The following is a 13,457-nucleotide window of genomic DNA, read 5'->3' on the forward strand; positions in this document are numbered from 1 at the left end:
CTTTGTGATACAAAGTTAATCGGAGGGACCGTTATTCCGTGCTCAAACGATTGATCGCCATCGCCGTGATCTTTTGCGGCGCCGCACTATCTTGGATGATCCTCGGTCAAACGCTCGTCGCGCGCACGTCGCAATCCGACAGCACGCAGCGCGAACGCTTGAGCTCGTTGTGGGGATCGACGCAAACGCAAGTGGCGCCGCGTGTCTTTAGCCGCGTCGCGCTGAAGAAAGATAAGGAACTTCTCGTCTTCATTCCGATACGCAGCAGCCGCATCAACGTGGGTCTCAACGTGGAGCAGCGGCGAAAGGGGCTGCTCTGGTACAACATGTACGACGTCAGCTTCGCCGGACGTTACGTCGTACGCAACGATTCGACGTCACCGCACCTGGTCGTGGAATTGCCCTTGCCGTCTACGGGCGGAAGCTACATCGACTTGGCCTTTCGTATCGGCGGCCGTCTCATCGACAATGCCAACGCCCTCAACGCGGATCGCGTCGAGTTCAATCTCGATCCCGGCCAATCGACGACCATCGATGTAGGGTATCGCTCGCACGGCATGGACTCCTGGACTTACGATTTCAAAGCCGACCAATCCGGCGCCACCAGCGTCGAGTCCGTCCGCGACTTTGCAATGACGATGACGACCAACTTCGATGCCATCGATTTCCCAACGCAAAGCCTTCCGCCGACGCTCGAGACGCGATCGGGCGGCGGTTCGCGCCTCCAGTGGAACTATCAGAGCCTGGTGACGAGCGACAGCATCGGTATGGTCATTCCGTATCCGCTGCAGCCGGGACCGCTCGCCGAGCGCATCACGTTCTGGGCGCCGATCGCCTTGCTCTTCTACTTCTTCGTGATGCTTCTGATCACGACGCTACGCGGCATCGACCTGCATCCCGTCAACTACTTCTTTCTCGCGGCCGCGTTCTTCGCGTTCCACCTTTTGCTCGCGTACTTGGTCGACCGCATCGCACTAGAGGCCGCGTTCGCGATCTGTTCGATCGTGTCGATGTTCCTCACCGTCTCGTATCTGCGGCTCGTGGTCGGCCTGCGGTTCGCAGCGGTCGAAAGCGCCTTTGCCCAGTTCGTCTACCTCGTCCTCTTCTCGTACGCACTGTTCAACGAGGGCTGGAGCGGGCTCACGATCACCATCGGTGCCATCGTTACGCTTTTCGTTGCGATGCAGCTCACCGGCCGGATCCGGTGGAGCGAGCGCTTTGCTTAGTGTTGCCCCCGCGCCATGCATCCGGTGTCGCCGATCATCAGGACGATTCTCGCCGTCACGAGCGCCACGGGAACGACCACAAGGGAACGTTCGCTCGACGTCTTACGTACCTTTGCAAAGGGGCGACACGTTATGAAACCGCGCGCGTTATTTCTCACTGTGGCGTTGACGGCCTGCGGTTCGGTGTTGCCGCAGCAGCATGGGCCATCCACGTTTGTTCCGGCGGCTATGGCGCCGCGAGGCGCGTCGTGTCGTGGAGACGCGCCGAAGGCCGCGGATCCGACGGCGGTTCACGGTCTCATGGTCTGGATCGACAGCACCCGCCTAACCACGGCGAATCCCGACATTCTGGAATATCTGCCGAGCGATCCGAAACTGTGCGGCGCGAGCATCGACTTCCTCTGGTCGGGAATCGACAAGGGCCCCACCGCGGCGCACCAATATCACTGGTCGCTCGTCGAAAAGACGATCGCGCCGTGGATCGCCGCCGGGAAACGCGCGAACATGTTGTTTATCGGCGTCAACGAAGCCGGCTCGATCGATACGGCCACGCCGAGTTACGTACTCACGGGACCAAACCCCGTTCCGACCGTCGCGGCGTGCACGAGTCCGGGGCCGGGAATCAATCCGGGACCGCCGACGCCCATCTACTGGAATCCACGGTATAAAGGCCCGTGGCGCGCGTTCATCGCGGCGGTCATCAAGAAATACGGGCGCGATTCGCGCATCGGCTATATGCGTTTTGGTTTAGGAGCGGGTGCCGAGGACTTTGCGCAGCATGGTGCCGACGGCAATTGCTTCCCGGCTTGGCAGCAACACGGACTTTCGGGAGCGCGTTTCTGGGCCACGTTTAGCGCGGACTTGACGCGCTACATCGGCCGAACCTCGCGCGCAAACCGCTCGACGGTGCAGCAGATCGTTGCGCTCAATCCTTTTATGGATACAGCGTCGCCGTATCCGGTCGCAAGTGCCGTGGCATCGGCCGCGGCCGGCGTGGGCGTCGGAATCGGAACCGAGAATCTCGGTTCGGGTAACTACGGTTCTACGCCTGAGCCTTGCACCAATGCGGAGTATTGGTGCGGCGCCTTCAACGCCGCCGCGGGAACCGTGCCGGAGGAGTTTCAGCCCATCAACTTCACGTTGGACACGAAGATTACCATCGCACCGCTGACGAGCTTGCTGCCGTACGCCATGCTCAACCACGCGCAGATTTTCGAACTCTATCCGCAAGAGTGGCTGACTGCCGACGATCCGCAGTATCCAACCTATTGCCAGTACCATCGTGCTTGGCAAAAAACGCTGTCGCAAGCCGCCGACATTCTCGGCAGGTCGGGGAAGACGGCGTCGCCGCCGCCCTCCCCATCGCCGTGTCCGTCGCCGGCTTTACGTCAGCGGCCGGTTACGATGCCAAAGCCGTAGCGCCAGCCGCTCACGTTCGATTTGCGATAGACGATCGTTCGCTCCGCGCCGCGGAACGAATACGTCATGGTCCCGCTATCGTTCGCGAGCATTTCGTCGCCCACTTTGGCCAGTGCGGGCGACATCTTGCGCGGCTCGACGAAAAGGTTCGACGCGTCGCTGTGAATGGCGATCTTCCCGCTGCCGTCGATCGCCCAGAAGATGACGTTCGGTCCGATGCCGAGCTCTTGCTTGAGCGCTGCGCTCAGCTCTTCGAGAAAGACTGATCCCGCCAGCACGCCGATCACCGAACCGCTTGCGTTTCGAACCGGGACGGCGACCATCGTCTGTGCTTTCCCCGTCGAACGGCCCGTTATCAAATCGCCGATCGAAATCCGTCCGCTCATCGCCGTCTTAAAGTAGTCGCGGTCGGCAACGTTGGCGTTAATCTTTCCGCCGGCGAGCGTCCAATACGTACCGTCGGGCTGCGCAAAGAGCAAACTGCCCGGGATTCCGAGTGCCGCCGCCTCGCGCAACGGTCGCTGTATTTGGCTCCATTGACCCGTTTGCACGGACGGACTTTCAGCGATGGCTTCGAGTATCGACGCCATCGATTGCATGCGCCCGTCGGAGAGCGCGATCAGCGACGACAATCCAACGTCGCCGTTGACTTGGAAGGGCGCCGCGGCCTGGGCGGTTCCCGCACAAAGCAGCAGTACGAAGAGGGTTGCAACGAGTCTCTTATACATGCGGTGTGCTACAGTACGAGGGTGAAAAAGGCCTTCATCGCCGCGACCCAGCCTCGCGTGGTGTATTAGCCGCCTACCAAAACGCTTCGCCCACCCAGGAATCCTCGAGTTCCGTGACGCGTTCTCTTGCGAGCTCGGCAATGCACGAGCCGCCTTCGACCGCACACTCCTTTTTCCGATAGACGAGCCACGCTCTTTGGGAGGCTTCCAACGGCGCGCGCAGCTCAGGCGTAATGCGCGTTCGATAGAGACCGTAAACCCGGCTGAGCTCGGTGTCGACATCAGTCGATATCGGGGCTTGCGCCGCAACGGCACCGTGATCACGTAAGGACTCGGTCAACGCTTCCAGTCGCTGCGCCCGCGCCTGCGTCATGCGAAAGCCGCACTCGGTCTGCAGCTGCGGCGCGATCGTTCCCGGCAAGTATTGCCGGTATTCGAATGCGCACGTCTCGTCGCGAGCGCTCCTCCACGCAGCCGTCGCCGCGGCAAACGGCTTGGGATCGATGTGCAGCTTTTGCAGCTCGGCGGCGACACGCTGCTGCGCAGCATCCAGCGCCTCGCTTGCGGTATCGGCGCGCTTGCTCCAGCACGTTCGCATATCGTAGGTCGTCCCGGTATTGCATTGCTCTACCGTAGCGACGAGTACGAAGGCAGGAAACATCGCAGAGTGACTACCCCGTCCCCAGGACCTAACCTTTTCGGCCCGATTCTAAAGTCACGACTCCGATGGGCTAAAGCCTCCGCCGAAGGTGACCCTCGTTACTTACTCGCCGGTCGTGCGAGCCGCATATTGGGACCAGGAGGTTCTCACATGCGTTTCCCAACGAAACTTCTCTGCATTTTCGCTGCGAGTTCGGTCTTCGCAGCGGGCTGCGGTGGCGGCGCTTCGGGCCCGTCGCAGGCGGTCGTTCCCACGCAAATGCGCTTAGCCGTGTCGCCGGCCACCGTCGTTTCGCCGAAATTTCGCCCGGCAAAATGCGATGCCAGTATCACGGTTCACTTCAACGGAAAGACCATCCCCGCGGGAAGCTACGTCTGGTTCATCAGCAGCTTCTTCCTCAACGGCGTGAGCAGCGGGACGTTCCAAGTGATCAACTCCAAGGTTCTGCTGGACGGGCAAACCTACACGGGCCCCGATGCGGTCGTCAACGTTTCCACGTCCGCAACGCAAGCTACCGTAAATTATTCCGGAGGTTTTTTCGATTCGACTTACCCGTCCACGCTCTCCCCGCGAAAGTTCATGACAGGCATGATCGTCTACCTACCGAGTGGACTCTCAGCGCATCAAAAGGTCACGTGGTCCGCTCACTTTACGAGTCCCGACGCGGGCATGCGCATTCATTGGCAGTGGGCCGCAGCGGCTTACTCGCAACTGGGTACGCCCGACGAGCTGGGGATTAAACCCGTCGACGGTCCCAACGGCAGCGTCTACGCAGACTCGGCACAAGCCGGCACGCCGGAAAACTACGAACAGTACTGGATTCCCGGCGCACGCAGCGCGGGCAAGAACGACTACACCGGCGCTTGGAGCGGTACGGTCATGGTCACTCCTTGCCTGGTGTGCAATCTGCCCGGAGCAAAGAAGAAGTAAGCGACCTAGGTGCAGCAGCTCCCGCGCCGGCGGCGCGGACGAAGCGTCGCACGCGAAACGTGCTCGGGATCTGCAGCGTCGTACACGCGCTTACCGTCAAAGTACGTAGCTAAGACCGTCGTGCCCATGACCTCTTCGGGGGCGACGGTCATCCAGTCGCGGTCCATGACGACGAAGTCGGCGTACTTTCCGGTCGTGATGGAACCAATGACGTCCTCTTGGAAGTTGGCGCGCGCCGCCCAAACGGTCATCGAGCGCAGGGCTTCGTCGCGCGTCATGCGCTGATCCGGATACCATCCGCCGGGCGGTTCGTTTTGTTCGTTCTGGCGCGCGATTGCAGCGTGGAAAGTACGCAGCGTGTTTACGGGCTCGACCGGCGAGTCCGTGCCGTTGGCAATAATCGTTCCGGTATCGAGAATCGATCGCCACGCGTACGCACCTTTGATCCGCTCGGGTCCAAGGCGGCTCTGCGCCCAGCCCATGTCGCTGATTTGATGCGTCGTCTGCATGGAAGCAATCAGCTCGAGCTGCTTGAGACGCGGAATATCTTGCGCGGTCATGACCTGCGCGTGCTCGATTCTAAAGCGATGGCCCTTGACCGGAACGCGGCGCAAAGCCGCCTCGTATGCGTCGAGCACCATACGGTTTCCTCGATCGCCGATCGCGTGAACGCTCACCTGAAAACCTGCCCGCAGTGCGCGCTCCGCGACTCGCTCGATATGCGCTTGCGGGGTTCGTATCAATCCGGTGTTGCCGGGATCGTCCGAATACGGCGCGAGCAGTGCCGCGCCGCGCGACCCGAGCGCGCCGTCGGCAAAAAACTTGATGCCCCGAATCCACAGCCGTCCGTCGTGCAGCGCCGACCGCGGGCCGGCGGACAGTTCGCGATCGATCAACTCGGCATCGTCTTCGAGCCGCGTGTAGTTGCGCAACGACAACTCGCCCGAAGCCGCCAGCTCGTGGTAGACGCCCAAATCCGCGGCCGACGTGCGCGCTTCGCCGATCCCGGTGACACCCCAGCGATGACACTCGGCTGCGGCGGCTAGCGCCGCGCGCCGCAGTTGATCGTGGGTCGGCGGCGGAACGGCGCGGTAGATCAACTGCATCGCGTTATCGACGAACACGCCGGTCGGCTCACCGCCGGAGTCGCGCACGATGCGACCCCCGAACGGATCCGGTGTCGCCTTCGTGATGCCGGCGAGTTTCATCGCCTTTGCGTTGACGAACACGGCGTGACCGTCGACGCGATCGAGCGCAACCGGGCGATCGGGAATCGCCGCGCTTAGTACCTGATGCGTCGGGAAAACGCGCTGCGGCCAGCGGTTTTGGTCCCAGCCCTCGCCTAAGACCCACGCGTCGGGCGACGTTTTGGCGAAGGCAACGGTGCGGCGAATCAACTCCTCGAACGACGGCACGCCGTCCAAGTCGACTTCGTGCAGCGCGAGTCCGATGTCGGTGAGATGGAGATGCGCGTCGATGAGCCCCGGCAGTACCGTTTTACCGGAGAGATCGAGCACTTGCGTGCCGTCGCCGCGCAAGCGCATGGCACCGTTCGTATCGCCTACAAAAACGAAACGCCCGCCTCGTACGGCGAGCGCTTGCGCGGTGCTCGACGAATCGTCGGCCGTACGTACCGTTGCACCCGTAACGATCAGATCCGCCGGAGCGTCGGCCGCGCTCGCGCCACGCGGCATCATCGGCAGCCCGAGCAGCGCGAGAAGCGAGCGGAGAAAGCCCGGTCGACCGAGCTTCATCGTCACCATCCGACGGCTTCGCCGTCCTTGCCGAAGTCCGACCCCGCACTATACGCGCCGTTGGGGAGCACGACGATCGCCTGATATCCGCCCATCGGCGCGCGACTGCGCGATACGACGTCGTAGCCCATCTTCTGCAGCGAATCGCCGACGAGCGCGTAGAGCGGAGATTCGAGGTAGAGGCGATTGGAAACTTGGTCGTGGCGGAAGCGCGCCATGTCGCCGGCTTGCTGCACGTTGGCGCCGAGGTCGATCAGATCGACGAGCACCTGCTCGTGTCCCTGCGCTTGCATGTCGCCGCCCATCAAACCGATGGTGGCAAACGGCTTGCCGTCGCGCATGACGAATCCCGCGCACAACGTGTTGAACGGATGCTTGTGCGGCGCAATGACGTTGGGACTCTTTGGATCGAGCGTGAAGAGGCCGCCGCGATCGTGCAAAATAAAGCCGTACCCCGGCACCGTGACTCCCGATCCGAATCCGTCGTAGTTGCTGTTGACCAGCGACACCATGTTGCCCCATCGGTCCGCCGTCGACAGCACGATCGTATCGCCGCGCCCGGTGTCCATTGCCGGCGGCGACGTCGCCGAAGCGCGCGCGGGATCGATCTTCGCGCAGAGCGACGCCGCGTAATCGGTCGAGAGCAGGCGCGCAAGCGGAACCGATTCGACGCCTGGGTCGGCGTCGTGCGCGTACAGGTCGGCGTAGGCGAGCTTCTTGGCTTCGATCAGGAGATGCCAATACAGCGGATTCGCCGGTCCAAGCGACGCCAGCGTCTGACCGCCGGCGACCTTCGGTACGCACTGCTGTAAAACGTTTAGCGCTTCGATCGTCGCAAAGCCTTGCGACGGCGGCGGCAGCTCCATGACGTCGTATCCGTGATAGGTGGTCCGCACGGGCTGCGTCCAGATACCGCGATACGCCGCAAGGTCGGCAAGCGTCATCGTTCCGCCGAGCGATCTCGACTTCGCCACGATCGCCCGCGCGATTTCTCCGCGATAAAACACGTCGCGCCCTCGCGCTCCCAAGAGTTCGAGCGCGTGCGCGAGCCGCGGGTTACGAAAGATTTGCCCTTGCGCGGGCGGCTTTCCGTCAACGTACCACGTCGCCACGGAATCGGGATCGAGCTGCGTGCAGCATTTGCGCAGCGGAAGCGCTTCGGGAAGCTGCCATTCGTGCGCGATCCGCTCGGAAACCGGAAAACCGTTTCGCGCGTAATCGACTGCCGGCGCCAAAACGCGCGACAACTTCATCGTTCCGTAACGCCGCTCGAGGTCGTCCCATCCCCATGCGGCGCCCGGTACGGTGACGTCGAGTATTCCGCCGTCCGGCATGCCCGAGCCCGGTCGCGGCGATTTCGGATCGTACGCGTAACCCAGCTCGTTGAGGTGCGCGAGCGTTGCACCGGTCGGCGCGGTACCGCTCGCGTTGAGGACGTGAACGCGGTGCTCTTTGGCAACGTACACGATCGTAAAGAGATCGCCGCCCATTCCGGCATTCATCGGCTCGGTAACGTTAAGCACGGCATCGGCGGCAATCGCCGCATCGATCGCGTTGCCGCCCTGCATGAGCACGTGCAATCCGGCTTGCGCCGCCAGCGGTTGACTCGTGGTGACGACGCCGTTGCGCGCCATCACCGGCGACCGGCTCTGCGGGAGCCATCCTTCGGCCCGATCCCCGCGCACCGCATCGTTCGCCGCGCCGGTCAGCACCACGATGGCGAGGGCCGCAGCGGCCGCTGCGCGTACTGTGCTCATCGTGCGCTACTTACGCCCCCGCGTGGCGCGTACATCTATCGCGTTTGCGGCAGCGTTGACGTGTGCCGTCGCAGCGTGCGCGGGCCGCTCGCTTTCGCCGCCGGTGTCCAACGTCACGCCCAGTGTGGCCGACGTCTGCACGGGCCAGACGCCGCCGCCCTCGCCGGCACCCACGGCGAGTTCGCAACGTCCTCGAACCGGCGCGATGAAGACCCCGATTCACGGCCTGATTGACCTAGGTCAAGTCATCGCTGACGACATGCCGGAGCCGCCCTCGAACACGCTCTACTACGTGTGCCGGCGCCAAACCGCGATGTCCGGCATCGTCGTCAACGATACGTGGGAGCACATGCAGCCCACCGATGGAGCAACCATCGACATGTCGAGTATCGATGCGGCACTAACGGCAATCGCGGCATACAACGGCAAGCCGGGACGTCACCTCGGGGTGCGCCTGCGAATCTGGGCCGGAATCGACGCTCCGCTATGGGCTAAGAAGATCGGCGGGCCGCCGATTCAGATTTGCGAACAAAACGCCGTGCCGTGCCCTTCGACGTCGATTCGAACCGTCGGGCGATTCTGGGCGAACGCCTACGAAACCGCGTGGCGAACCTTCGTAAGCGAGCTCGCAAAGGCGTATGACGCCGATTCCCGCGTGAGCGAATTCTCGCTGAGCTCGTGCAGCTCGCTGACGGCCGAACCGTTCGTCCAGCCCGAGGATCCGTACTCGCGCGCGCACCTCATCGCGGCTCATTATTCGGACGCGAAATATCGAGCCTGCCTTCTCAACGCGGTCAAAAACGATTACGTCCCGTACTGGCATCAGACGCCGGTCGATTTTTCGTTCAACCCGTTCCGCGAAATCGACGCGAGGCCGGCCACCGATCTCGCGTTTACCAAAGCGGCGATCGACGAGTGCCGCACGGTTGCCGGCTCCCGCTGCATCCTTTTAAACGAAACGATGGCCAAGTTCACGCCGCCGCCCGCTCCCAACCCGTCGCAGACGCCGAGCATAGCGCGGTCGTATTACGAAATGTGGAACTATATGCAGCGTCAAGGCGGATCGATCACCTTTCAAACCTCAGCGCCGGTAAAGCTTCTGGCGGCTTGGCAAACCAATCGCGGCGGCTGGAATGCGGCGGTTCGACTCGCCGGCCACTTTGGAGCATCGTCGCTGGAGCTCTTTGCGCCAAAGTACGGCGATCCGTGTTACGATGAGCCCTCGCAGCCGTGGACAGGCGGCTATACGTGCTTTAGCCCAAGCGTATTAGCCGGTTGGAGCGGCGAACTTCATTAGGGGCCCGTAGGTACCCGGGCCGAGCGAGGAGTAGTTCCGTTGATGCGGTCTAGGTGGCTGCTGCTTTGCCTTTGCGCGTTCGGTGCGGCGTGGATCGTGGCTGCTGCCGCTAGCAATTTCGGCGTGCGCGGCTTCGCCTACGGTTGGTACGACGTCGACACGTTTGCGACGACGCAACCATACGTGGTGCGATTCGACTCCCCTCAACCCGACGGCGCCGGAGCGCGGGCAGGCATTCGTGCCGGTGACCTCCTCGATCTTCGCGAGCAGCCGGCCGAGGTGCGCTGGTGGCTCGCGTTTCAGCCGATCGCGGGGCGGCCGATCACGCTGCAGCTGCGTCGCGATGCGAAGCCTCTTTCGATCGCGATCGTTCCAAGTACGGTGTGGGACGGCGACTGGCGACTAAAAATCCTGACGATACTCGTCCAGACCCTCTCGTCGGTTTGGTTCGTGGGCTGCGCGACGATTCTCGTGCTGAGGCGCGCCTCGTTGCGCGAGGCACGAATTCTCGCTCTCATCCTTTTGAGCATGGGTCTGAGCAATAACTATTTTACCTTGCCCAGCGCCCAGGCTGCGGGGGCGATCTGCATGTTTTCGCAGATCGTTTGCTACGATATCGCGTGGATTTTACTCGTGATCCTCGGATCCGGCTTCGGCGCGCGCACGATGGCTCGAAGAATCTTTGAAACCGTGGCCTACGCGTTCGTCGGACTCCAGCTGATCGGTATCACTGCATTCTCTTACGGCCTTCAAACGCTGAAGATCGATCCGATGCTCTTCGGGCAAAACAATTTTGCGCTCGGCGTGGAGTGGACGACGGCAATCAATACCGTCGTCGCGGCGGCGATCACCGGCGTGGTGATTTGGGCCGTTGCCGTAACACCTAAGGCCGAACGAGCGCGCGCGGCGTGGCTGTTGCTGCCGGTTCCAATCGCAATGCTCTCGTTCACTGCCTTTAATACAATTGGCTTGGACCTGGTGCATTTTTGGTCTGCGACGCAAGCGAGCATTCTCTTGGGCACCGTTTGTAACATTGCCGGGGCACTCGCAGTTACCTACGCACTTCTCCGGCGCCGAGTTCTCGATCTGGGATTCTTCTTGAGCCGCACCATCGTCGTGGCAACGATCTCGCTGATCGTAGTAGCAGCATTCGTGCTGCTCGAGTGGATGCTGGGCAACGTTGTTGCCGGCGTCAGCCACACGACCGGTATCGTTGCTAATGCCGCACTTGCCCTAGTCCTCGGACTCTCGCTGCACTTCATCCACCAGCGCGTCGACCTTGCGGTCGACTCGATTTTTTTCCGCAAACGTCACGAGGACGAGCGGCAGCTGCGCGATTACGCAAAAGAAGCGGCGTTCGTCACCGCCGTGCCCGTCCTGCTGGATCAAACGATCGTGAGGCTGGAACGTCACACCGATGCTCGCGGTGCCGCGATTCTAGTCGACGGTGCCGGCGTTTTTACCGCCGCGCGATCGTACGGCGATTCCCAACGCGTGCCGGTGAGCGAGAACGACGAGGCGATTCTCGCGCTGAAGGCGTGGCATCGGCCACTGGATCCGCACCACTATCGAACGGATCTGCAGGGAGCGCTCGCGCTGCCGATGCTCGCTCGCGGCCGGCTCTTGGGCGTGCTGCTCCTCGACGAGCGGACCGGGGGCGAATCCTACGCGCCGGACGAAGTCGAAGCGCTTTCGACGCTCGCGCAAGGCGTGGGGTCTTCGCTCGATGCGCTAACGGTGAGCGGCTCGTCGGCAAACGCGTTGCTCGATCTTACCGACGCGATCAACAGACTACGCGAGGACATCTCGCAGCGGATGCCCGCGCCAACTCCATTTAGTGAGGATGCGTCTTTTCATAGCGCTTGAGCTCGCGCGCGAAAATCCGATCGATCGTTCCGGCGGATTTCATCGTCGCGATACCCGATGAGAACGAGCTCGCGAGCGCCTTTCCGCACGCCGACTGCTTGCCGAACGCGAGGTACAATCCCTCGGTGACGAAGTCTTGGCTCGCAAACGCGATGCCCGCCGGCGCCGACGTTATCGCGGTGTAATATCCACTCAAGCCGTATTGCGCCTTTTGGGCCAGGACTTGTTCGAAGACGTCGTGCAGGGTCGGCACGCTATACGTCGTGAGTTTCGTCGCCAGAAAGTTGTCGAACTTCGTGCCGTAGGATTCGCCCGCGCCGACCACGCCGCGCTTTCCGACGAGGCTGTTCCAGTTCTTGTAGACGAACGTTTCGCCGGCTCGAATGACGACGGCCGAGGGGTCGGGAGCCAACGCCGGCGACAGATAGTTGTAGTACTGCAAGCGCTGCTGTGTCTTATAGATACCGACGATCGCGTCGGCGTGCCCGTTCTGCACCGCCTTCTGCGCATCGTCCCACGTGGGTTGCGCGAGCACGCTCATCTTCACGCCGCTTGCCTGTGCCAAACGGCGCACGACGTCGATGCCGCCTCCGGTCAGCGTGTTCCCGGACTTCCACGCAACCGGCGGATACGCCGGATGCCCGGTGAGCACGAACCTCGAGCAATTTGCCGGCTTCGGCGTTACGGTACTCGACGTCGAAGAGCAGCCCACCGCCCCGCACGCAAGCGTCGCGGACAAGACCAGCGCAATTGAGAATTTCATGGCCTTTTGAACGTTCGGCTATCAATTCGGGTTATCCGCCGCCCGGGTTTGACGCGTTTTGCCTCTACGCTAGCCTACGTCTCGAGCTGCCTCTCGTAACCGTTCCTCGGCCTCGCGTTCGAGGCGGCCGAGAATGTCCGCGGCACTCTCCACGCGATCGATCAATCCGACCGATTCGCCGGCGTAGACGTGAGCACGCGTGTAATCCCGCTCTGCCTTCGCCTTGACGAACTCGTCGACCGCGCCTTGGGTCTGCATGAGCTCGTCTTCTTTTCCATGCCAGCGCTCCACGAACGAATTCTGCAGCGCGCGTCCTGCGAACTCGTCGGGCCACGGCTTGTGTTGCAGACGATCGTAGACGTGGGTTTTGATCGTCTGCGTTTCGTTGCTCGCCGCGATGCGCGTGCGAGCTTCGTCGGGGGATCGGCTCTCGCGCGCCAACAGAAACGGCGTGCCGATCCACGCACCGCACGCGCCGGCCGCCACCACCGCGGCGACGCCGCGCCCGGTTGCAATCCCGCCGGCCACGAGCACCGGTTGAGCGGTCATCCCGAGTACGATCTGCATGAGCACCATCGTACCGACGCTGCCGGTGTGTCCGCCGGCTTCTTGACCCTGCGCGACGAGCAAATCCACGCCCGCGTCGAGCGCGGTTTGCGCCCACGCGCGGCTTTGCACCTGCGATGCGACGAGAATTCCGGCGGCATGAAGCTTTGCGACGTACGGCTTCGGATCGCCGAACGAGATACTCACGAGTCTCGGTCGCGAACGTATCGCAAGATCGATCAGGTGCGGGCGCGCGTCGAGCGCCCACGCGGACATGCCGATTCCAAACGTTCGGCCCCCGAGCATTGCCGCCTGTACCGCAATCGATTCCTCGCCTTCGTCTTCGTCGAAACCCAACATCCCGAAGCCGCCTGCATCGCTGACTGCGGCGGCGAGCGCGCCGCCGGCCTGCGGCGTCATCGGCGCGTTGACGATCGGCACCGCAATGCCCAGCAACTCGGTTAGCGCCGTCTTCATAACCGGGTGAAGGTTCGAAACATAACCGGCCGC

11 protein-coding genes are annotated in these 13,457 nt (G+C 62.5%); 5 read left to right on the forward strand and 6 right to left on the reverse strand.

Annotated features, from left to right (window positions below; genetic code table 11):
• The first annotated feature begins 38 nt into the window (after window positions 1-38).
• Both VGG89_13620 and VGG89_13625 read left to right on the forward strand, forming a co-directional pair.
• A complete protein-coding gene (locus VGG89_13620) occupies window positions 39-1,226 on the forward strand; it encodes an inner membrane CreD family protein (protein ID HEY1977588.1) in 1,188 nt (395 codons plus the stop codon).
• Between the two features lie 132 nt (window positions 1,227-1,358).
• On the forward strand, window positions 1,359-2,645 hold the full coding sequence (locus VGG89_13625; protein HEY1977589.1) for a hypothetical protein: 1,287 nt from the start codon (window positions 1,359-1,361) through the stop codon (window positions 2,643-2,645).
• Here VGG89_13625 and VGG89_13630 read toward each other — a convergent pair.
• Window positions 2,615-3,373, reverse strand: coding sequence for a cache domain-containing protein (locus VGG89_13630; GenBank protein HEY1977590.1), 759 nt, complete (start codon window positions 3,371-3,373; stop codon window positions 2,615-2,617). The two genes, VGG89_13625 and VGG89_13630, sit on opposite strands and share 31 nt — an antisense overlap.
• A gap of 73 nt (window positions 3,374-3,446) precedes the next feature.
• A complete protein-coding gene (locus VGG89_13635; protein ID HEY1977591.1) occupies window positions 3,447-4,034 on the reverse strand; it encodes a lysozyme inhibitor LprI family protein in 588 nt (195 codons plus the stop codon).
• Between the two features lie 150 nt (window positions 4,035-4,184).
• Between VGG89_13635 and VGG89_13640 the strand changes: the two genes are divergently transcribed.
• Complete coding sequence (locus VGG89_13640) at window positions 4,185-4,964, forward strand: hypothetical protein (protein ID HEY1977592.1); 780 nt, start codon at window positions 4,185-4,187, stop codon at window positions 4,962-4,964.
• Between the two features lie 5 nt (window positions 4,965-4,969).
• Here the strand turns inward: VGG89_13640 and VGG89_13645 are convergent, their stop codons facing one another.
• Together VGG89_13645 and VGG89_13650 are read right to left on the reverse strand one after the other, a co-directional pair.
• Complete coding sequence (locus VGG89_13645; GenBank protein ID HEY1977593.1) at window positions 4,970-6,718, reverse strand: amidohydrolase; 1,749 nt, start codon at window positions 6,716-6,718, stop codon at window positions 4,970-4,972.
• Window positions 6,719-6,720: 2 nt separating this feature from the next.
• Window positions 6,721-8,475, reverse strand: coding sequence for a gamma-glutamyltransferase family protein (locus VGG89_13650; GenBank protein HEY1977594.1), 1,755 nt, complete (start codon window positions 8,473-8,475; stop codon window positions 6,721-6,723).
• A 1-nt stretch (window position 8,476) separates the two neighbouring features.
• Here VGG89_13650 and VGG89_13655 point away from each other — a divergent pair, with 1 nt between their 5' ends.
• Entirely contained in the window at window positions 8,477-9,772 is a 1,296-nt protein-coding gene (locus tag VGG89_13655) for a hypothetical protein (GenBank protein HEY1977595.1), read from the forward strand.
• A gap of 96 nt (window positions 9,773-9,868) precedes the next feature.
• Entirely contained in the window at window positions 9,869-11,638 is a 1,770-nt protein-coding gene (locus VGG89_13660; GenBank protein ID HEY1977596.1) for a GAF domain-containing protein, read from the forward strand.
• Here the strand turns inward: VGG89_13660 and VGG89_13665 are convergent.
• Window positions 11,607-12,401 (reverse strand): ABC transporter substrate-binding protein, encoded by a 795-nt coding sequence (locus VGG89_13665; GenBank protein HEY1977597.1) that lies wholly within the window; start codon window positions 12,399-12,401, stop codon window positions 11,607-11,609. The two genes, VGG89_13660 and VGG89_13665, sit on opposite strands and share 32 nt — an antisense overlap.
• A 69-nt stretch (window positions 12,402-12,470) precedes the next feature.
• A complete protein-coding gene (locus VGG89_13670; protein HEY1977598.1) occupies window positions 12,471-13,424 on the reverse strand; it encodes a nitronate monooxygenase in 954 nt (317 codons plus the stop codon).
• Window positions 13,425-13,457: the final 33 nt, after the last annotated feature.

It is taken from the genome of Candidatus Baltobacteraceae bacterium (assembly GCA_036488875.1).
GTDB lineage: Bacteria > Vulcanimicrobiota > Vulcanimicrobiia > Vulcanimicrobiales > Vulcanimicrobiaceae > JAFAHZ01.

Excerpts from the sequence above, each read along its gene's own strand:
- VGG89_13625 (HEY1977589.1), top strand. The coding sequence starts at position 1,359 with ATGAAACCGCGCGCGTTATTTCTCACTGTGGCGTTGACGGCCTGCGGT.
- VGG89_13630 (HEY1977590.1), bottom strand. The coding sequence starts at position 3,373 with ATGTATAAGAGACTCGTTGCAACCCTCTTCGTACTGCTGCTTTGTGCG.
- VGG89_13635 (HEY1977591.1), bottom strand. The coding sequence starts at position 4,034 with ATGTTTCCTGCCTTCGTACTCGTCGCTACGGTAGAGCAATGCAATACC.
- VGG89_13640 (HEY1977592.1), top strand. The coding sequence starts at position 4,185 with ATGCGTTTCCCAACGAAACTTCTCTGCATTTTCGCTGCGAGTTCGGTC.
- VGG89_13645 (HEY1977593.1), bottom strand. The coding sequence starts at position 6,718 with ATGAAGCTCGGTCGACCGGGCTTTCTCCGCTCGCTTCTCGCGCTGCTC.
- VGG89_13650 (HEY1977594.1), bottom strand. The coding sequence starts at position 8,475 with ATGAGCACAGTACGCGCAGCGGCCGCTGCGGCCCTCGCCATCGTGGTG.
- VGG89_13665 (HEY1977597.1), bottom strand. The coding sequence starts at position 12,401 with ATGAAATTCTCAATTGCGCTGGTCTTGTCCGCGACGCTTGCGTGCGGG.
- VGG89_13670 (HEY1977598.1), bottom strand. The coding sequence starts at position 13,424 with ATGAAGACGGCGCTAACCGAGTTGCTGGGCATTGCGGTGCCGATCGTC.